The organism is Microbacterium timonense, assembly GCF_900292075.1.
Lineage (GTDB): Bacteria > Actinomycetota > Actinomycetes > Actinomycetales > Microbacteriaceae > Microbacterium > Microbacterium timonense.
Genome location: NZ_OLMV01000001.1, coordinates 141,692 through 161,936, shown reverse-complemented (window position 1 = coordinate 161,936; position 20,245 = coordinate 141,692). Strand labels below are relative to the sequence as shown.

Here is a 20,245-nt window from a genome sequence, read left to right as displayed (position 1 = left end):
TTGAGGCGCGTGCGGTGCACTCGGGGCGGACGACTCGCGCCCCGACCGTCCCGAACGCGCCCCAAACCCGCGGGAACGCCACGCACCGCGAACCTGTGACGCGCGCAGATCCCGATCCCACCGACCCCGGGCGCCGGCGGACCGGGTCAGCGCACGGCGTGCAGCTTCGCGCGTTCGCGCGCGGCGCGGGCCTGCGCGATCGCGGCCTCGCGACGGGCGATGGATGCCGGCAGCGAACGCGCGAACGCGAGCAGCACGCCGCAGGCCACGAGCACCGACAGCAGCGACGTGCCGCCCTGCGACATGAAGGGCAGCGGCACCCCGAGCACCGGGAGCACGCGCAGCACGACGCCGATGTTGATGAGGGCTTGGCCCACGATCCACACCGTGATCGCTCCGGCCGCGATCCGCACGAAGGGGTCGTCGGTCTTGCGGATCACGTGGAAGGCGCCGACTGCGAACAGGGCGAACAGCGCCAGCACCACCGCGCAGCCGATGAGTCCCAGCTCCTCGCCGACGATGGCGAAGATGTAGTCGTTCGCCGCGGCGGGAAGCCAGTCGTACTTCTCGCGCGAGTTGCCCAGCCCCAGTCCGAAGATGCCACCGCTGGCGAGGCCCCAGATGCCGTGGAGAGGCTGGTAGCAGGAATTCAGGTAGTCGGCGAGGCAGTCCTGGTCGAGGAAGCTCATGATGCGCTTCATGCGGTTGGGGCTGGTGATCGCGAAGACCGCCAGGCCGCCGGCTGCCAGCAGCAGCGGGATGACGAACAGGCGCAAGCGCACGTTGGAGAAGAACAGCGCCCCCAGCAGGATCAGCACCAGGATGATCACCGTGCCGAGGTCGTGACCGGCGAGCACCGTCGCGAAGACGGCGACGGACACCGGGACCACGGGAATGAACACGTGCTGCCATTTGCTCAGCAGCGTCTGCTTGCGGAAGAGCACGAACGCCAGCCACAGCGCGAGCCCTAGCTTGAGGAACTCGGAGGGCTGCGCCTGCACGCCGCCGACGTTGATCCAGTTGCGGTTGCCGTCGTTGTCGATGCCCAGCGGCGTGAACACCAGCAGCTGGAACGCCACTCCGAAGATGAGCGCGGGCCACGCGATCCTCTTCCAGAACAACACCGGCAGGCGACTCGCGATGAACATCAGCGGGATGCCGATGAGGGCGAACATGACCTGCTTCAGCACCATCTCCCACGGCGCCTCGCCCTTCGCCGTCGCGGTGGCCGATGTGGCGGAGAGCACCATGACGAGTCCGAACACGGTCAGCAGCAGCGCCGTGGACGCGATCAGCAGGAATTCGCTGGGCACCGGCGCGAAGATGCGCCCCAGCGACACGCGGGCCGCGAGGCCGCGCTTGGCCGCCTTGTCAGCCTCTGTCGTCGGGGTCGTCGCCGGACGGGTCCGAGGCGGCTGCGTCGTGGTCACCGGCGTCCCCCGTTCCGATCAGATCCCTCACCGCGGCCGCGAACCGGCGGCCTCGGTCGGCATAGGAGGCGAACTGGTCGAAGGATGCCGCAGCCGGGGCGAGCAGAACCACGTCCCCGTCACGCGCGACCCCTGCCGCCAGATCGACGACCTGTGCCATGACCTCTTCAGTCTCGACGGCGTCGACCTCGAACACGGGCACCCCCGGCGCGTGTCGCTCGAACGCGGTGACGACGGCCGCGCGGTCCTGCCCGATCACGATCGCGGCCTTGGCGCCCGCCCCGCGCGCCGCGACGAGGTCGGAGATGTCGACGCCTTTGAGCAGCCCCCCGACGACCCAGACGGCGCCCGGGTATGCCGCGAGCGACGAGGCGGCGGCGTGCGGATTGGTGGCTTTGGAATCGTCCACCCATGTGATGCCGCCATGCCGGGCCACGACCTCGATACGGTGCGGGTCCAGGCGGAAACTGCGCAGCGCGTCGCGGATCGCCGCCGGATCCACGTCCAGCGAGCGAGCCAGCGCCGCGGCAGCGAGGATGTTCGCCACGATGTGGGGCGCCGCGAGCCCGCGCGAGGCGAGCTCCGCGACGGTCGTGAGCTCGAGCGCGCTCTTGTGCCGGTCCTCGAGGAAGGCGCGGTCGACGAGGATGCCTTCCACGACGCCGACGTCGCTCGGTCCGGGCACGCCGAGGTCGAACCCGATGGCACGTGCGCCCTCGACGACGTCGGCCTCCTCGACCATGACCTGGGTCGCGGCATCCGCCTTGTTGTACACGCAGGCGACCCGCGTGTTGTCGTAGACGTGCGCCTTGGCCGCGCGGTACTCCTCGAAGGATCCGTGCCACTCCAGATGGTCATCGGCGAGGTTCAGGCACACGGCGGCGTAAGGCGACACCGGCTCCGGCCCCTCCTGCAGTCCGAGATACCAGAGCTGATGGCTCGACAGCTCGACGACGAGCGCGTCGAAGCCGGAGGGATCGCGCACCGCGTCGAGGACGGGGGTCCCGATGTTGCCCACGGGCGCCGCGCGCAGGCCTCCTGCGACGAGCATCGTCGCCGCGAGGCGGGTGGTGGTGGTCTTGCCGTTCGTTCCGGTGATCAGGATCCAGTCGGCCGGGGTGCCGTCGGCGCGCAGCACCTTGTCGCGCACCCGCCAAGCCAGTTCCACGTCGCCCCACAGGGCGATGCCGTTCTCGCGTGTCCAGGAGATCACGGGATGCCGCGGCGGGAAGCCGGGCGAGGCCACGACGACCTCCGGCGCGAACGCGATGAGTTCCTCCGGAACGGCGTCGAGCGATCCCGCCCAGAGCCTGGCACCGATGACGGGCAGCAGGCGCGCGTACTCCTCGTCGGCCTGCTCGGTCACGACGAGGACGTCGGCGCCGAGCTCAGCCAGGGTGTCGGCGACGGAGAACCCCGTCACCGACAACCCCAGGACGGCGACCCGGAGGCCCTTCCAGTCGGCGTTCCAGCTCGTGAGGGTGCGCAGGCGATCCGAGGTCATGTGCGGGAGAGCCATTCGACGTAGAAGAAGCCCACGCCCGATACGGCCAGCAGACCCGCGATGATCCACATGCGCACGACGATCGTCACTTCGGACCAGCCCCGCATCTCGAGGTGGTGGTGGAAGGGGCTCATGAGGAACAGGCGTTTGCCGCGCGTGATCTTGAAGTACAGCCGCTGCAGGATGACCGATCCCGGACCGATGACGAAGACGCCCGCCACGAGCACCGCGAGCAGCTCGGTGCGGGTGAGGATCGCCATCGCGGCGATGACGCCACCGATCGCCATCGACCCCACGTCGCCCATGAACACCTTCGCCTTGGGAGCGTTCCACCAGAGGAAGCCGATGAGGGCGCCGACGAACGACGCCGAAACGATGGCGAGATCGAACGGGTCGCGCGTCGGATAGCACGCCGCCTTGGCGGCTGCCGACAGGGCCTCACTCCCCCAGCACGCCTGATTGAACTGCCAGAAGGCGATGAGGCTGTAGGCACCGGTCACGAAGATGCCGGCGCCGGCCGCGAGGCCGTCGAGGCCGTCGGTGACGTTCACGCTGTTCGAGAATGCGACCCCGATGAACGACACCCACGCCAGGTACACGATCCACCCGACGACGAGGCCGAGCGTCATGAACGAGAGCACGGGCACATCGCGGAACACCGAGATGAACGGGGACGCCGCCGTCTGCGCGGCGCCGTTGGGGAAGTTCAGCGCGACGATGCCGAACGGCACCGTGACGAGCACCTGCCCGAGGATCTTGCGCCACCCGCTCAGTCCCATGAACTTCTGCTGGCGGACCTTCATGTAGTCATCGATGAACCCGACGGCCCCGAGGCCCACCATCATCCAGATCACCAGCAGGCCCGACACGGTCGGCGGATTGTTCCCGGCGAAGCCGCCGACCAGGTAGCCGACGATGGTTCCGACGATGAAGATGGTGCCGCCCATCGTGGGCGTGCCCCGCTTGGTCTGGTGGTTGGGGTTGCGGATGTCCTCGGGGGTGCGGATGACCTGGCCCCAGCCCCATTTGCGGAAGAGCCTCAGGAAGACCGGGGTGAGGAAGAGCGTGAATGCCAGCGAGATCGCCGCCGCCGTCAGGAGAGATCTCACGAGAACGATTCTCCCAGACGATCGCCGAGGAACCTCAGGCCGGCGGAGTTCGACGACTTCACGAGCACGCGGTCGCCGTCGCGCAGCTCGCCCTGCAGGTATGTGAAGGCTTCGTCGGCTGTCGAGAAGAACACCGCCTCGTTGTCCCACGATCCCTGTGCGACCGCTTCGAGGTACATGCGGCGGGCGTCGTCGCCGACGACGACGATGCGCTGGATGCCGAGACGCACGGCGAGCAGCCCGATCCGGTCGTGCTCCTCCTCGGAGTACTCGCCCAGCTCGCTCATGGCGCCGAGCACGGCGACCGTGCGCTCTCCGGGGCCGGTGATCTGGGCGAGGGTGCGCAGGGCCGCCGCCATGGAATCGGGGCTGGCGTTGTAGGCGTCGTTGATGATGCGCACCCGGTCCGAGCCGAGCGGCTGCATGCGCCAGCGCTCGGCGATCTCCACGGTCTCCAGCCGCGCGACGGCATCCGCCGGGGACACGCCCAGCGTCGTGGCTGCGGTGAGGGCGGCCAGCGCGTTCATGACATGGTGCTCGCCGAGCACGCGCAGGCGCAACGGGAGCGAGACGCCGTCGACGGTGACGGTGAAGGAGGTCCCGGATGCCGTCACCACGACGTCATCGGCGCGCACGTCCGTGGCGCCGGGCCCACGGCCGAACCAGCGCACCGTCGCACCGCGCTCAGCGGCGAGGGCGGCCATCGCCGCGACACGCGCGTCGTCGGCGTTGAGCACCGCCACGCCGCCCTCGCGCAGCGCCTTCACCAGCTCGGACTTCGCGTGGAAGGTCCCTTCGATCCCACCGAAGCCGCCGGCATGCGCCATCCCGACCATGAGCACGATGGAGACATCGGGGTCCACCAGGCCCGCCAGGCGCGCGATCGCACCGGGGCCGCTCGCACCGAACTCGCTGACGAGGTACTTCGTGGCCGCGGTGACGCGCAGCATCGTGAGCGGCGCGCCCACCTCGTTGTTGAAAGACGCACGCGGGGCGACGGTCTCCCCTTCGCCTTCGAGGATGCGGGCCAGCAGGTTCTTGGTGGTCGTCTTGCCGTTGGACCCGGTGATGCCGACCACCTGGAGGTCCCCGGCCGCACGCGCACGGCGAACCACGTCGCGGGCGAGGTCGGCGAGGGCCGCGACCGCATCGGCCACGACGATCTGGGTCACCGCGGCCGGGACCCGCCGCTCCACGATCGCGAGGACCGCGCCGCGCTCGACCGCAGCGTCGACGAACAGGTGCCCGTCCGTCTCCTCCCCGGGCTTTGCAACGAACACCCCGCCGGCGTCGATCAGGCGGGAGTCGGTGTCGACCGTCCCCGAGATCACGGTGTCGAGGGTGTCGTCGCCGGCGAGGTGCACCTCGCCCGACACGGCATGGGCGATCTCGGCGATATTGAGCGGGATCATGTGGGGGTACTCCGGAAGCTCGGGAGACTACCCGAACTTGGGCAGCAGCTCCGGCGACGTCGTCGAGGGCATGACGCGATAGGTCTTCAGAACCTGGGTCATCGCCTTCTGGAACGCGGTCGCGTTGGCCGCAGACGATGTTACCTTCGTCGGCTCATCGAGGGTGACCACGACGACGTACTCGGGGTCGTCGGCGGGGGCGAAACCGACCATCGTCGTGTAGTACACGCCCTGCTTGTAGTGCCCGTTCCCGTCGCTCTTCTCGCCCGTTCCCGTCTTGCCGCCGATGCGGTAGCCGGGGATCTCGACGGTCTTGGCGTACGGCGCCTGCAGGAAGACGTTCTCGAGCATCGTGCGCATCTGCGCGGAGGTCTCGGGGCTGATCACCTGCTCCGGTTCGGCGACGTCGGGCTTGATCACCGTGCCGTCGGCTTTGGTGCAGGACTCGATGATCTGAAGCGGCATCTTGACGCCGTTGTTGACGAGGGCGCCGTACGCGCGGGCGAGCTCGGGCATCGTGGTCGTCACGCCTTGGCCGAACGAGGTGTTGTACGTCGTCTGGGCGCCCCACTCGTTCGCGGGATTGATGAGACCGCTCCGCTCGTCCGGGTAACCGGAGTTCGTGCCCTGCCCGATGCCGAAGCGTTGGAAGTAGTCGTACCGGGTCTGCTTGTCGACTTTCTCGCTGAACTTGGAGATACCCGCGTTCGACGAGTCGATGAGCACTCCTGTGAGCGTGTACTCGTACGCGGGATGCTGGAACGAGTCGCGCACCCGTGCGCCGTTGGGGAAGTTCTCCAGACCGGACGCCACCACCGTCGACTGCGGCGTCTGTCCGCCCGCGTCGATCACGGTGGCGGCAGTGAGGCCCTTGAACGTCGAGCCGGGCTCGAACCAGTCGCGGAAGATGCGGCTCGCGCGGTCATCCGGGTCGGGGGTTCCGTCGACATCGTTCGGGTCGATCGTGGGGTACTCGGCCGCCGCGCGGACCTTGCCGGTCTTCACCTCGTACACGAGGATCGCGCCGTGCTGTGCGGCCATGTTCTGCGTCTGCTCGGCGATGAGCTGCTGGAGATACCAGTTCAGGTCACGGTTGATCGTGAGCTGGAGCGTCCCGCCGTCGGTCGCCGGCGTCTCGCGCTCGGTGCCCGGGATGACGACCCCGTCCTTGCCCTTCTCGTACGTGCGTTCCCCGTCGGTCGCGGCGAGGCAGTCGTTCTGCGAGAGCTCGAGTCCCTCGAGAGCCTCGCCGTCCGTGCCCATGAAGCCGACGAGGTTGCCCCCCACCGCGCCGTCGGGGTACGCCCGGGCAGGATGCGAGTTGCACGTGATGTACGGCATCTTCAGATCGGCCAGAGCGCGGAACTGCTCGGTCGAGACGCCGTTCTCCAGCTTCGCCCACCGTGACTCGGGGTTATCGGCGAGGGCCTGACCGACGATCGCACGCACCTCTTCGGGGGTCTGCCCGGTGATCTCGGCGACGTCCTGCGAGACCTGCTCCCACAGCCGCGCCTCCGACTTCTTCTCGAGCACCAGCCCGTCGATCTGCGTGATGAGCAGCGGATCGAGCTGGCAGTCGTACTGGAGGATGCTGCCGGCGAGCGTCTGCCCGTTCTCATCCACGATCGAGCCGCGCGCGCCGTACAGCTTCTGGGAGCCGGCGAACGCGGCATCCATCGAGTCCTTGATGTGGTCGTCGGCGTTGACCACCTGGATATCGACGAGGCGGACGATGAATCCCGCGAGCACCGCCAGCACCACGGCGAGTGCCACGACGGTCCGGCGGCGGGGGCTGCGGGTGCTTCGTGTCGTCATTGCGTCTGTGCGCCTCAGTCTCGGTCCGGATGTGGATGCCGTGGGTTCAGTGTGTGCTGGGAGTGGGCAGTCCGTCGGTGATCGGTGGCGGTGTGTTCCCCACTCCGCCGTCTGCGGCGTCATCCGCATCGACCGGCAGCCCGTCGATCGTCGCGTCGGGAACGGTGACCAATGGCGTATCGGTGATGAGGGAGTTAGCCACGGCGCCCCTGCCGATCGCATCGACCGAGGAGGAGCCCATCGCGACCTCGGACGGACCGAGGATCGCACCGTCGCTCAGGCGCAGGTAGCTGGGAGCCTCGTTGATGACCATGCCCAGCGCCGCCGCGTTGGCGGCGAGGTACTGGGGCGAGCTCAGTCCCGCGACGTCGTCGTAGAGGATCTGCTTCTCGTAGGTGAGATCGCGCTGCTCCTTCGCCAGCGCCGCCAGCTCGTACGTCCCCTGCGTGGTCATGATCGACAACGCCATCTGGGCACCGGCGATGAGGAACGCGCCCAGCACCGCGACGACGCCGTAGAAGAGCTTGGGACGCCGGCGACGCGCCGGCGCGTCGACCGCGCGCAGGCGACGACCGGGGACGCCGCCACGGTCGGGCGCCGGGACGCCGTTCAGGCGTGGAGCCGTGGAGCCCGTGAGGATGGGCGCGGCCGACGTGCGCACGGTCGGGCTCATGCGTCTTCCCTCATTCGCTCGGCGGCGCGCAGACGCACCGGGGTCGCGCGCGGATTCACCGCGCGCTCTTCGTCCGTGGCGAGCTCCGCTCCCTTGACCAGAAGCCGGAACCTGGGGGCGTGCTCGGGCAGCTCGACCGGCAGCCCCCTCGGAGCCGTCGAGGCGGACGCCTCGGCGAACGCGCGCTTGACGAGCCGGTCCTCCAGCGACTGGTACGACAGCACCACGATCCGCCCGCCGACCGGCAGGATGCCGAGGGCCGCCGGGATCGCCCGCTCGAGGACCGAGAGTTCACGGTTCACCTCGATGCGGAGCGCCTGGAACACCCGCTTGGCGGGATGGCCGGTGCGCTGCGCCGCAGCCGGCGTGGCGGCTTGAAGGATCTCGACCAAGCGGCCGGAGCGCTCGATCGGCGCCTGCGCGCGAGCCGCGATGATGGCTCGCGCGTAACGCCCCGCGAGCTTCTCCTCGCCATAGCGCTCGAAGATCCGGCGGAGATCTCCTTCTCCGTATGTCGCCAGGATGTCGGCGGCGGTCGTGCCTGCGGACTGGTCCATGCGCATGTCCAGCGGGGCATCCTGCGCGTACGCGAAGCCACGGTCGGCCACGTCGAGCTGCAGCGACGAGACACCCAGGTCGAACAGGATCCCATCAGCGGCCGGGAACCCTTCCGAGGCCAGCGCATCCGCGATCCCGTCGTAGACGGTGTGCACGAGCGTCACGCGATCGCCGAAGCGGGCCAGGCGCTCCCCCGCGATCCGCAGCGCGTCGGTGTCGCGGTCGAGTCCCACCAGCCGCAGACCGGGGAAGCGCTCGAGGAACGCCTCGGAGTGGCCGCCCATGCCGAGTGTGGCATCGACGAACACGGCGCCGTCGCGCTGCAGGGCGGGCGCCAGCAGTTCGATGCAGCGCTCGAGCATCACCGGGGTGTGGATCTCGTGGAGGTTCATGATCGGCGGGGATGATCCCTCGGCCCTGATCCCCATCCGCTTCGACCTGGCACCGGGGAAGTGGCGTCAGGGCGGCAGCGGCTGGGAGTCACGGCCGAGGGCCTCAGAACAGGCCCGGAATCACCTCCTGCTCCAGCTCGGCATAACTCTCTTCGTTGGCTTCTGCGTAGGCGTTCCACGCAGCGGCATCCCAGATCTCGGCGTGAGCGCCCACGCCGGTGACGACGAGGTCTCGCTCCAGGCCGGCATAGGTGCGCAGCGGAGGGGGGATGGTGATGCGGTTCTGGCTGTCGGGCTTCTCGGCGCTGGCGCCGGAGAGGAACATGCGCAGGAAGTCCCGGGCCTGCTTGTTGGCCAGCGGCGCTTCCCGGATGCGGTCGTGCACCCGCTCGAACTCCTGCTCGCTGAACACGTAGAGGCAGCGATCCTGTCCGCGCGTCACGACGACGCCTCCGCCCAGGTCGTCGCGGAATTTCGCCGGAAGGATGACGCGACCCTTGTCGTCGAGCTTCGGAGTGTGCGTGCCCAAAAGCATCGGTACATCACTCCCCCTTCGCTCGGCCCCCCGGGATGTCCGCCACTTTACTCCACTCTCCTCCACTTTGCTATCAATTCGTGCCGATTGCCCTTCACCGGCCCCACTCGTCGGGGCCGACGATCCCGGTGGGCACAAAAAAAGCACCGACCCGAAGGTCGGTGCTCTGGTGTTCGGCTCAGGGGGTGGGGGTGCTCAGCGCTCCCCCTGCCGCTTGTCCCAACGGTCGTTCATGCGATCCATGAAGGATGATGAGGTGCTGCGCGCCTTGGCGGGCCGATCCGGCTCGACGCGCGCCTTGCCGGGTCCTCGGGCCGGCGTGACGGCGAGGATGACTCCGCCGAGCATGACGACGAATCCGATGACGCCGACGAAGATGAGCTGCTGCGAGACGCCGACGATCAGACCGCCGAGGCCCAGCAGCACGAGAATCGTGCCGTAGACGATGTTGCGATAGCTCAGAGTGCGTCCGTCGCGGGGCGCGCTGACGACATCCGCGTCGTTGCGCATGAGATGGCGCTCCATCTCGTCCAGCAGGCGCTGCTCCTGTTCGGAGAGTGGCATGCATCCCCCTCTGTACTTCCGTGGGCTCGATTGTACGCGTGCCGTTCCTCACTAGGCTAGGCCCGTGTCCGCCCGAGCAGAGCCGATCGAAGCCATTTCTCAGCGAGTGGACATGTTCGTCACGGCTCAGCGCGCAGCGCTGGCCGAGGCGGGGCCTGAGGCGCTGCGTTTCGCGGATGCCGCGGCAGACGCGGTCAAAGGCGGAAAACGCTTGCGCGGCCGATTCTGCATCGCCGGGTGGAGGGCTGTGGAGGAGGCGTCGGCGGTTCGTGGCGATGTGATCGCCTCCGTCGTCGACGCGGCCGCCGCACTGGAGGTCTTCCACGCCGCCGCCCTGGTGCATGACGACCTCATCGACAACTCCGACACCCGCCGCGGCCGTCCCGCCACCCATCGCGCACTCGGCGCCGATCACCGCGCGTCGGGCTGGCTCGGCGATCCCGACGCCTTCGGCCGTTCGGCCGCCATCCTCGTCGGTGACCTGCTCGTGGCGTGGAGCGACGACCTGCTCGAGGAGGGCCTGGCCGAGGTCACACCCGAGCGCGCCGCGGCAGCCCGCCACCAGTACGCGCTGATGCGGCGGGAGGTCACGCTCGGCCAGTTCCTCGACGTCGCGGAGGAATCGGCGTTCATCAGCGAACCCGACGACCGGCATGCCGAACGCGCGCTCCGCGTCGCCTCGTACAAATCGGCCCGCTACAGCGTGCAGCAGCCGCTGGCGATCGGGGCGGCCCTTGCGGGAGCCGATGCGGGTCAAGCCGCGGCGCTGGCCGCCTTCGGACATCCGCTGGGAATGGCGTTCCAGCTCCGTGACGACGTTCTCGGCGTCTTCGGAGATGAGGCGGCGACCGGCAAGCCGTCGGGTGACGATCTCCGAGAGGGCAAGCGCACGGTGCTCATCGCCTATGCCCGCGAAGCGCTGGCCCCGCCCGCCCGCCGCATCGTCGACGAGCTCATCGGTGATCCGGCGCTGGACGCCGCCCAGATCGCGGCCCTACAGCAGACGATCATCGATTCGGGCGCACTCGACCGCGTCGAGCAGCTCATCGCCGCGTACGCCCACGAAGCCGACCGGGCGCTCTCGGGCGCCCGACTGGGCAACGCTGCAGTCGGCGAGCTGCGTGACCTCGCCCGAGCCGCCACGGTGCGCACCACCTGAGCCGTCCCGACCGCGCGCGGCCTCGCGCGTCAGCGAGCCGGCGCCTCCTCGCGCGTCAGGCGAGCGTTCGCGCGACTCGCCGCACCTCGCTCTTGCGCCCCGCCAGCAGCGCCTCGATCGGCGCGGCACCGATGGTGTCCTCGGGGGTCAGCAGCCAGTCGATGGCCTCGTCATCGGTGAATCCCGCATCGTGCAGCACGAACACGGTGCCGCGCAACGAAGGCAGCGGGTGCCCGTCGACGATGAAGACGGCCGGCACCTTGAGCACGCCGTCCCGGCGAGAGCCGACGAGGTGGAACTCGTCCAGCAGGCGGCGGACGCGGCCGAGCGGTTCGCCCAGCGCCTCGACGAGGTCAGGAAGGGTGAGCCAGTCGGTCTCGAAACGCGAAGAGTCGTCGGTCACGCATGCCACTATCTCAGATCCGCATCCGCCGGGCGCGGCGTCACTTCGGTCACACCCATCACAGGAGTCACTTCTTATAACACCCGTTGACATGATTTCGCTTCCGTGACACGGTTTTGGGAGTCGACTGAGGGGGAAGCTCGTGCGACAGGTTCGGAGTATCACCAGACGAGAGCGGCGATGGGCGGCCGCGTCGGCGGGAGCGCGCACCGTCCCCATCGCCGTCGCGGGATCGATCGCGCTGACGCTGTGCGCGGCTCCGGCCCATGCTGCGCAGCTGCCCGGACAGCAGCACCAGTCCCCCGCGTCGCCGGACGCCGCGCGCAAGGCGGCGGCGCCCGTCGCCGCGGTGAACATCCCGCGGGTGAAGACGGCCGCCCTGAGCGTGCCTCGTGCGGTGACGGCATCCGTGGTCGGCCTGCCGCGGTCCGTGGGCACCGCCTTCGCCGCCGTCACGTCGGCCGCACCGCGAGCGGCCGCAGAGGCCGCACCGACGTCGTACACGGTGCAGCGCGGAGACACGGTGAGCCGCATAGCCGCACGCTTCGGGCTGCGCACCACCGACGTGCTCGCACTCAACGGTCTCGGGTGGTCGACCACGATCTATCCCGGTCAGGTGCTCCGGCTCACCGGGGCGGGTGCGGCCCCGTCGGCACCGGCGTCCCCGCCCACCACCGCGGCGACGTACACCGTCCAGCGTGGCGACACCATCAGCGCGATCGCGCGTCGCCACGGCACCACGACGAACGCCGTCCTCGCAGCGAACGGGCTCGGCTGGTCGTCCATCATCTACCCCGGCCAGGCCATCAAGATCCCCACGGCCGGCGCCGCAGCATCCACTCCCGCACCCCCGACTCCCGCCGCGCCCGCACCTGCGCCGCAGGCTCCCGCTCCGCAGGCTCCCGCGCCCGCTGCGGGGACCCACACGGTCAGCACCGGCGATACCATCAGTGCGATCGCGAGGCGATACGGTGTGACCACCGACGCGGTCCTCGCGGCGAACGGCCTCAACCGTTCCTCGATCATCTACCCCGGTCAGACGATCGCGATCCCCGGGGCGGCCACGACGAACGTCGCCGGCCTGTCCGGCGAGCAGGCCGGCAACGCGCAGCTGATCATCCGCATCGGACGCGAGCTCGGTGTGTCCGACCGCGGGATCGCCATCGCACTGGGCACCGCCATGCAGGAGTCGTCACTGCGCAACCTCTCGTGGGGCGACCGCGACTCACAGGGCCTGTTCCAGCAGCGCCCGAGCTACGGCTGGGGCACAACCGCCGAGGTGCAGGATGCGGCCCGCGCCACGCGCGTGTTCTTCGGCGGTCCCGCCGACCCCAACGGGTCTCGCACGCGCGGGCTGCTCGACATCCCCGGCTGGCAGAACCTCACGTTCGCGCAAGCGGCGCAGGCCGTCCAGATCTCGGCCTACCCCGACGCCTACGCCAAGTGGGAGGCACCCGCGTACGCGTGGCTCGCCGCGCTCGGCTGACCCCACGTCACGGCAACGTCACAGTACGGTCGCAGGGTGAGCCGCTCCGCCGGCTCGCAGGCACGCGTCCGTAGACTCTCACCGTGAGCACGAGTCAGCAGACGGACCCGCTGATCGGCCGTCTGGTCGACGGTCGGTACCGGGTGCGTGCTCGCATCGCCCGCGGCGGCATGGCCACCGTGTATGTCGCGACGGATCTGCGGCTCGAGCGCCGTGTCGCCCTCAAGGTCATGCACGGGCACCTCAGCGACGACACCGTCTTCCAGAGCCGGTTCATCCAGGAGGCTCGCGCGGCCGCGCGACTGGCCGACCCGCATGTGGTCAACGTCTTCGACCAGGGCCAGGACGGCGACATGGCGTATCTCGTCATGGAGTACCTGCCGGGAATCACCCTGCGTGAGCTGCTGCGCGAGCAACGCCGGCTCACCGTGCCGCAGGCGGTGTCGATCCTCGACGCCGTGCTCTCGGGCCTGGCCGCTGCACACAAGGCCGGCATCGTCCACCGCGACGTCAAGCCCGAGAACGTGCTCCTGGCGGAGGACGGCCGCATCAAGATCGGCGACTTCGGTCTGGCGCGCGCGACGACCGCCAACACCGCGTCCGGCGCGCAGCTTCTGGGCACGATCGCCTACCTGGCACCCGAGCTGGTGACCCGTGGCACGGCCGACGCTCGCAGCGACATCTACGCGATCGGCATCATGCTCTACGAGATGCTCACCGGCGAGCAGCCGTACAAGGGCGAGCAGCCGATGCAGATCGCGTTCCAGCACGCGACCGACTCGGTGCCCCGCCCGAGCGTGAAGAACCCCGGCGTTCCCGAGCCGCTGGACGAGCTCGTGCTCTGGGCGACCGAGAGATCTCCGGACGAGCGACCGGTCGATGCCCGCGAGATGCTCCAGCGGCTGCGCGAGATCGAACGTGAGCTGGGGATCGCCCCGGTGGTCGCCCGCACCGCACCCATGGGCGTCGTGCGGGAGACGGGCACCGCGACCGGCGAGCTGACCGCCGTGCTGCCGGCTTCGACCACCACTCCCGTGCCCGCGCCGGAGGAGGCCGACAACGCCGGTCGCCTTCGCGTCGCGACGCGGCGCCGCCGCACCCGTGGCGCGTGGCTCGTCATCCTCGTGCTGCTGCTGGCCGCGCTCGCCGGGGGTCTCGGCTGGTGGTTCGGTTCGGGACCGGGATCCTTGGTCGCCGTCGCCGACGTCAGCGGCATGACGTTCGATGAGGCTTCCGACCGGCTCGCCCAGGATTCGCTGGTGGCGGTGCAGCAGGGCCGGAACAGCCTCGAGGTCGCCCCCGGCGAGGTCATCGATACCGACCCTCCCAGCGGGACCCGCGTCGACCGCGACTCGGAGATCAACGTGTTCGTCTCGCTCGGGCCCGCTGAGGCGGTGTTCGAGTCGTTCGCCGGGCTGCCCGAGGCCGATGCGCGCGCGCGATTGACCGACCAATCCGTCACGGTCCCGGGCGACAGCAGCACCTACTTCAACGACGCGCCCGCCGGCACCGTGATCGGCGTCGTCGTCCGCCCGGCCGGTGCACCCGAGGACGGCTCGCAGGACGTCGCCTGCATCGACGGCTGCGTCGTCCATCAGGGCGACACCGCCCGCCTGGATGTGTCGCTCGGGCCCGTGCCGGACGTCACGGGGGCCAGCGAGGGCAAGGCACGGAGCACACTCGAGGGCGTCGGACTCGTGGTGGCCGATCCGAGTCAGACGGAGGCCAGCGACTCCGTCGAGGAGGGCCGGGTCATCAAGGTCCTCGGCAAGGAGGACGGCAGTCCGCTCGCACCCGGTGACACGGTCACCCTCGTCGTCTCGACCGGTCCCCCGCTGTTCGCCGTGCCCGATCTCGTCGGCAAGACCCTCGCCGAGGCGCGCAAGGCCGCCGAGGACGCCGGCTTCACGATCGACTACGACGACCGCTGGGACGCGTTCCCCGACCCGTTCACCAAGGTCGAGTCGCAGAACCCGGACCCTCAGGAGATGAAGCGCAAGGGCACCGTCATCTCCCTCCGCATCGCCGCCGCGCTCTGACGCGCGCCCTTCGCGCGGCCTCCGAGAGACCGATACGACGAAAGATCCCGGATCCCTCGGGTCGAGGCATCCGGGATCTTCGCGTCACATGACGCGCGTCAGCGCTTCTCGAGCTCCTCGGCCACGAGGAAGGCCAGCTCGAGGGACTGCATGTGGTTCAGGCGAGGATCGCACAGCGACTCGTAGCGGGTGGCGAGGGTGGCCTCGTCGATCTGCTCGGAGCCGCCCAGGCACTCCGTGACATCGTCGCCGGTGAGCTCCACATGGATGCCGCCGGGGAACGTGCCGACGGCGCGGTGCGCCTCGAAGAAGCCGCGCACCTCGTCGACCACATCGTCGAAGCGACGGGTCTTGTAGCCGGTGGGGGTTGTGATGCCGTTGCCGTGCATCGGGTCGGTCACCCACAGCGGCACCGCCCCCGAGTCCTTCACGGCCTCCAGCAGCGGCGGCAGCGCGTCGCGGATCTTGCCGGCGCCCATGCGCGTGATGAACGTGAGGCGGCCCGGCTCGCGGTTCGGGTCGAGCTTGTCGATGAGCGCCAGAGCGGTCTCGGGCGTCGTGCTCGGGCCGAGCTTCACCCCGATGGGGTTGCGGATCTTCGAGAAGTAGTCGACGTGCGCGCCGTCGAGATCGCGGGTGCGCTCCCCGATCCACAGGAAGTGCGCCGAGGTGTTGTACGGCGTGTTGGTGCGCGAGTCGATGCGCGTCATCGGACGCTCGTAATCCATGAGCAGGCCCTCGTGGCCGGTGTAGAACTCGACGCGCTTCAGCTCGTCGAAGTCCGCGCCCGCGGCCTCCATGAAGCGGATGGCGCGATCGATCTCGGTCGCCATGCGCTCGTACTGCTGGTTGGCGGGGTTCTGCGCGAAGCCCTTGTTCCAGGAGTGCACCTCACGAAGGTCGGCGAAGCCACCCTGCGTGAACGCGCGGATGAGGTTGATGGTCGACGCGGCCGTGTGGTAGCCCTTGAGCAGCCGGGCGGGGTCGGCCCGGCGCGAGTTCTCGGTGAAGTCGTAACCGTTGACGATGTCGCCGCGGTATGCCGGCAGCGTCACGTCGCCGCGGGTCTCGGTGTCGCTCGAGCGGGGCTTGGCGAACTGGCCCGCCATGCGGCCCATCTTCACGACGGGCATGGATGCCCCGTACGTGAGCACGACGGCCATCTGAAGCACCGTCTTGATGCGGTTGCGGATCTGCTCGGCGGTGGCACCGGCGAACGTCTCGGCACAGTCTCCGCCCTGGAGGAGGAACGCGTTGCCCGACGCCGCGCGGGCGAGCCGGTCGCGCAGGTTGTCGACTTCACCTGCGAAGACCAGCGGAGGCAGCGTCGCCAGTTCGGCGGATGCCGCCGCCACCGCCTCGACGTCATACCACTGCGGCTGCTGCTTGATCGGCAGGGTCCGCCAGTGGTCGAGTGCGTCGAGGTGCTGGAGCATCCCCCGATTCTAGCCGTGGGGCGGATGACCCCGGCGCTGCATGACGCCGCCGCACGAGGGCGCCCGGCGGTCCCGAGCGAGGGCGCCGGGCCTGTCGTCAACGCTTGGTCTTGAGCCGGTCCTTCACGGTCGAGGCGTAGACGTCCTCGTACTCCTGCTCGCCGAGCCGCTGGAGGGCGACCATGATCTCGTCGGTGATGGAGCGCAGGATGTACCGGTCGCCCTCCATGCCTTCGAACCGTGAGAAGTCCAGCGGCTCGCCGATGACGACTCCGACGCGGACGATGCGGGGAACGGTCGTGCCGATCGGCATCATCGTGTCGGTGTCGACCATGACCACGGGGATGACGGGGACATGCGCCTCGAGGGCCATGCGCGCGATGCCGGTGCGGCCGCGGTACAGCTTGCCGTCGGGGCTCCGCGTGCCCTCGGGGTAGATCCCGAGGAGATCGCCACGGCCGAGCACCTGCAGACCGGTGTTCAGCGATGCCTCCGACGCCTTGCCGCCGGAGCGGTCGATGGGAAGCTGCCCGGTCCCCTTGAAGAACATGCGGGTCGCCCACCCCTTGAGACCCTTGCCGGTGAAGTAGTCGCTCTTGGCGAGGAAGGCGACGGGGCGGTCGAGCATCAGCGGCAGGAAGATGGAGTCGACGAACGAGAGGTGGTTGCTCGCCAGGATGGCGGCCCCCTCAGACGGGACGTTCCGGCGGCCGACGATCCACGGGCGCCAGATCGCCTTCACGATCGGTCCGATCACCACGTACTTCATCAGCCAGTAGAACACGGCTAGTCCTCGGTCCCCGCCAGATCCGCAGCGCCGATCAGACCGGCGTCATTGACCAGCCGCGCGATCGCGAAGGTCGCCACCGGCCGGTCCCCATATCCCGGGAGGGAGCGTTCGTAGGCGACCCGCATGGGCTCCAGCAGCGCGTCACCGAGCTGCGCCACCCCGCCTCCGATGACGAACAGCTCCGGGTCCAGCACGGCCTGGAAGCCGCCACACGCCTCGCCCAGCGCGGTCGCGACGCGGCGCAGCGCCTCGGCCGCGCCCGCGTCGCCCGCCAGCACGAGACGCGAGATCGCCGGCCCGCTGATCGAGCCGTGCTCGTCGCGGTGAGCAGCCAGCGCGGCGCCGATGCCGCCGGCATCCGCGATCTCGCCTGCTTCGCGCTGCAGGGCACGACCCGAGGCGTACTGCTCGAGGCAGCCCTTCTGACCGCAGCCGCACAGCAGGCCGTCACGGATGAAGCGGGTGTGCCCGAGTTCCGCGGCGATGCCGTGTCCGCCGCGGAAGAGCTTGCCGTCCAGGACGATCGCGCCGCCGACACCCGTGCCCATGGTGAGCATGACCATGTGGTCGACCCCGCGGCCGGCCCCGAAGCGGAACTCCGCCCACCCTGCGGCATTGGCGTCGTTCTCGATCGACACCGGCAAGCCGATGCCCTGCTCCAGGGTGGCTTTCAGCGGCTCGTCCCGCCACGCGATGTTGGGGGCGTGGATGACGGTGGCCCGTGCGCGATCGATGAACCCCGCGGCGGCGACACCGACAGCCGCCACGTCGTGCGCGGCACGGAAGTACCGCGCCATGTCGACGACCGCCTGGGCGAGGGCTGCGGTATCGGTCGGGGTGTCGACGCGAAGCTGCTCCACGATGCCGCCGTCGGCGTCGACGACTCCGCCCGCGATCTTCGTTCCGCCGATGTCGATCCCGACCTTGAGCACAGTCTCCCTCTCCGGCCGTCACGTGCGCGACAGCGCCTTGAAGTCTATCCAGGCACCGCGCATCCACACCCACCGCGGAGTGGGATGTGACGGCCGATTAGACTCGCATGAGAGCCACCCGAGATCCATCCGGTACCGAAGGAGTTGCCGTGGTCCAGTTCGAAGTACCTGCCATCGTCCCCGCCGATCCGCAGGCCAACGTCACCGATCTTCTCGTCGAGCGCGTCAAAGCGACGCCCGACCTCGCGCTGTTCGCCGTGCCCGACGGGGCGGGGTGGCGCGACATCACCGCGGCGGAGTTCCAGAGGCAGGTCATCGCACTGGCCAAGGGGCTCGTCGCCGGCGGCATCGAGCCGGGCGACAAGGTCGGTTTCATCGCCCGCACGACGTACGAATGGACGCTCGTGGACTTCGCGCTCTTCTACGCCGGCGCCGTCATGGTGCCGATCTATGAGACGAGTTCGGCGGCGCAGATCGCGTGGAACCTCGCCGACTCCGGCGCGGTCGCGGTGATCACGGAGGGCCCGGAGCATTCGGCACGCCTGGCCGAGGCGCGCGCGGACCTCCCCCTCATCCGCACCGCGTGGGAGATGCACAACGGCGATCTCGACAGGCTCGTCGCCGAGGGCGCGAGCGTCAGCGACGACGAGATCGAGCGGCGGCGCAACATCGCGAACGGCGCCGACATCGCCACCCTGATCTACACGTCTGGCTCCACCGGGCGCCCGAAGGGCTGCGTCCTCACGCACAGCAACTTCGTCGAGCTCGCGCGCAACTCGGCGAAATCGCTGCACGAGGTGGTGGAGACACCCGGCGCGTCGACCCTGCTGTTCATCACGACGGCGCACGTGTTCGCGCGGTTCATCTCGATCCTCGACATCCACGCGGGTGTCAAGACCGGACACCAGCCCGACACGAAGCAGTTGCTGCCGGCATTGGGCTCGTTCAAGCCCACATTCCTGCTGGCCGTCCCCCGCGTCTTCGAGAAGGTCTACAACTCGGCCGAGCAGAAGGCCGAGGCGGGCGGCAAGGGCAAGATCTTCCGCGCCGCCGCGAAGACCGCCATCGAGCACTCGACCCTGCTGCAGGACGGCAAGAAGATCCCGCTGGGCACGCGCATCAAGTTCGCCCTGTTCGACAGGCTCGTGTACAGCAAGCTGCGCGAAGCGATGGGCGGCCGCGTCACCTACGCGGTGTCGGGCTCCGCGCCCCTCGGGCCACGGCTCGGCCACTTCTTCCACAGCCTGGGCGTCACCATCCTGGAGGGCTACGGCTTGACCGAGACGACCGCGCCGGCGACGGTGAACCTCGCCAACAAGTCGAAGATCGGCACGGTGGGGCCGGTGCTCCCGGGCGTCGGCATCCGGCTCGCCGAAGACGGCGAGGTCGAGGTGCGCGGCATCAACGTCTTCAAGGAGTACTGGCGCAACGCCGAGGCGACCGCCGCTGCCTTCGACGGCGACTGGTTCAAGACGGGCGACCTCGGCTCGTTCGACGACGAGGGCTTCCTCACTATCACGGGCCGCAAGAAGGAGATCATCGTGACGGCCGGCGGCAAGAACGTCGCCCCTGCCGGCCTCGAGGACCCCATCCGCGCCAACCCCATCGTCGGCCAGGTGGTCGTGGTCGGAGACCAGAAGCCGTTCATCTCGGCGCTCGTCACCCTCGACCCCGAGATGCTGCCGACCTGGCTGTCGAACAACGGTCTGCCGGCCGACATGTCGCTGTCCGATGCCGCCGCCAATGAGGCGGTGCGGGCGGAGGTGCAGCGGGCGATCGACGAGGCCAACAAGTACGTCTCGCGCGCCGAGTCGATCCGCAAGTTCACGATCCTCCCGTCCGAATGGACCGAGGCGAGCGGCCACCTGACTCCGAAGATGAGCATCAAGCGCAACGTGATCCTCGCCGACTTCGCCGGCGAGATCGAGGAGCTCTACGCCGTGCCGGTGAACACGACGAACGTCTCCCTGAGCTGAGCGGGCCCTCTGCCCGGTCGCTGACCGAGCAG

The 20,245-nt window shown here is 69.4% G+C and carries 17 protein-coding genes; 4 read left to right on the top strand and 13 right to left on the bottom strand.

The window, feature by feature from the left end; genetic code table 11:
* Positions 1-146 precede the first annotated feature (146 nt).
* From ftsW to C9992_RS00735, 9 genes are all read right to left on the bottom strand, one after another.
* On the bottom strand, positions 147-1,430 hold the full coding sequence (gene ftsW / locus C9992_RS00775) for a putative lipid II flippase FtsW (protein ID WP_106813700.1): 1,284 nt from the start codon (positions 1,428-1,430) through the stop codon (positions 147-149).
* Complete coding sequence (murD, locus tag C9992_RS00770; RefSeq protein ID WP_106813699.1) at positions 1,372-2,934, bottom strand: UDP-N-acetylmuramoyl-L-alanine--D-glutamate ligase; 1,563 nt, start codon at positions 2,932-2,934, stop codon at positions 1,372-1,374. The genes ftsW and murD overlap by 59 nt, the downstream gene beginning before the upstream one ends.
* Entirely contained in the window at positions 2,931-4,043 is a 1,113-nt protein-coding gene (gene mraY, locus C9992_RS00765) for a phospho-N-acetylmuramoyl-pentapeptide-transferase (RefSeq protein ID WP_106813698.1), read from the bottom strand. Before mraY ends, murD begins: the two co-directional genes overlap by 4 nt.
* Positions 4,040-5,455, bottom strand: a complete 1,416-nt coding sequence (locus C9992_RS00760; protein ID WP_106813697.1) for a UDP-N-acetylmuramoyl-tripeptide--D-alanyl-D-alanine ligase — start codon at positions 5,453-5,455, stop codon at positions 4,040-4,042. The genes mraY and C9992_RS00760 overlap by 4 nt, the downstream gene beginning before the upstream one ends.
* A 27-nt stretch (positions 5,456-5,482) precedes the next feature.
* A complete protein-coding gene (locus C9992_RS00755; protein ID WP_106813696.1) occupies positions 5,483-7,270 on the bottom strand; it encodes a peptidoglycan D,D-transpeptidase FtsI family protein in 1,788 nt (595 codons plus the stop codon).
* Positions 7,271-7,316: 46 nt separating this feature from the next.
* Positions 7,317-7,943, bottom strand: a complete 627-nt coding sequence (locus C9992_RS00750) for a hypothetical protein (protein WP_235007892.1) — start codon at positions 7,941-7,943, stop codon at positions 7,317-7,319.
* The gene (gene rsmH, locus C9992_RS00745) at positions 7,940-8,893 is read right to left on the bottom strand and encodes a 16S rRNA (cytosine(1402)-N(4))-methyltransferase RsmH (RefSeq protein ID WP_200826194.1); all 954 of its coding nucleotides are present in this window, start codon (positions 8,891-8,893) and stop codon (positions 7,940-7,942) included. The genes C9992_RS00750 and rsmH overlap by 4 nt, the downstream gene beginning before the upstream one ends.
* 103 nt (positions 8,894-8,996) lie before the next feature.
* The gene (mraZ, locus tag C9992_RS00740) at positions 8,997-9,428 is read right to left on the bottom strand and encodes a division/cell wall cluster transcriptional repressor MraZ (RefSeq protein ID WP_106813694.1); all 432 of its coding nucleotides are present in this window, start codon (positions 9,426-9,428) and stop codon (positions 8,997-8,999) included.
* A gap of 195 nt (positions 9,429-9,623) precedes the next feature.
* A complete protein-coding gene (locus C9992_RS00735) occupies positions 9,624-9,992 on the bottom strand; it encodes a DUF3040 domain-containing protein (protein ID WP_106813693.1) in 369 nt (122 codons plus the stop codon).
* A 64-nt stretch (positions 9,993-10,056) separates the two neighbouring features.
* On the opposite strand from C9992_RS00735, the gene C9992_RS00730 reads away from it, so the two are divergent.
* Entirely contained in the window at positions 10,057-11,151 is a 1,095-nt protein-coding gene (locus C9992_RS00730) for a polyprenyl synthetase family protein (protein WP_407662199.1), read from the top strand.
* 55 nt (positions 11,152-11,206) lie between these two features.
* On the opposite strand, the gene C9992_RS00725 is transcribed toward C9992_RS00730, so the two are convergent.
* The gene (locus C9992_RS00725; RefSeq protein ID WP_106814564.1) at positions 11,207-11,554 is read right to left on the bottom strand and encodes an Rv2175c family DNA-binding protein; all 348 of its coding nucleotides are present in this window, start codon (positions 11,552-11,554) and stop codon (positions 11,207-11,209) included.
* A gap of 247 nt (positions 11,555-11,801) precedes the next feature.
* On the opposite strand from C9992_RS00725, the gene C9992_RS00720 reads away from it, so the two are divergent.
* Both C9992_RS00720 and pknB read left to right on the top strand, forming a co-directional pair.
* Positions 11,802-13,040, top strand: a complete 1,239-nt coding sequence (locus C9992_RS00720) for a LysM peptidoglycan-binding domain-containing protein (RefSeq protein ID WP_456085558.1) — start codon at positions 11,802-11,804, stop codon at positions 13,038-13,040.
* 83 nt (positions 13,041-13,123) lie between these two features.
* Positions 13,124-15,079 (top strand): Stk1 family PASTA domain-containing Ser/Thr kinase, encoded by a 1,956-nt coding sequence (pknB, locus tag C9992_RS00715; protein WP_106813692.1) that lies wholly within the window; start codon positions 13,124-13,126, stop codon positions 15,077-15,079.
* 98 nt (positions 15,080-15,177) lie between these two features.
* On the opposite strand, the gene C9992_RS00710 is transcribed toward pknB, so the two are convergent.
* The 3 genes from C9992_RS00710 to C9992_RS00700 form a co-directional block, all read right to left on the bottom strand.
* A complete protein-coding gene (locus C9992_RS00710; protein WP_106813691.1) occupies positions 15,178-16,515 on the bottom strand; it encodes a class II 3-deoxy-7-phosphoheptulonate synthase in 1,338 nt (445 codons plus the stop codon).
* A 97-nt stretch (positions 16,516-16,612) separates the two neighbouring features.
* A complete protein-coding gene (locus tag C9992_RS00705) occupies positions 16,613-17,299 on the bottom strand; it encodes a lysophospholipid acyltransferase family protein (RefSeq protein ID WP_106813690.1) in 687 nt (228 codons plus the stop codon).
* A gap of 2 nt (positions 17,300-17,301) precedes the next feature.
* Positions 17,302-18,237, bottom strand: coding sequence for an ROK family glucokinase (locus C9992_RS00700; RefSeq protein ID WP_106813689.1), 936 nt, complete (start codon positions 18,235-18,237; stop codon positions 17,302-17,304).
* A 149-nt stretch (positions 18,238-18,386) separates the two neighbouring features.
* On the opposite strand from C9992_RS00700, the gene C9992_RS00695 reads away from it, so the two are divergent.
* Complete coding sequence (locus C9992_RS00695) at positions 18,387-20,213, top strand: AMP-dependent synthetase/ligase (RefSeq protein WP_200826193.1); 1,827 nt, start codon at positions 18,387-18,389, stop codon at positions 20,211-20,213.
* The last annotated feature ends 32 nt before the right edge of the window (positions 20,214-20,245 follow it).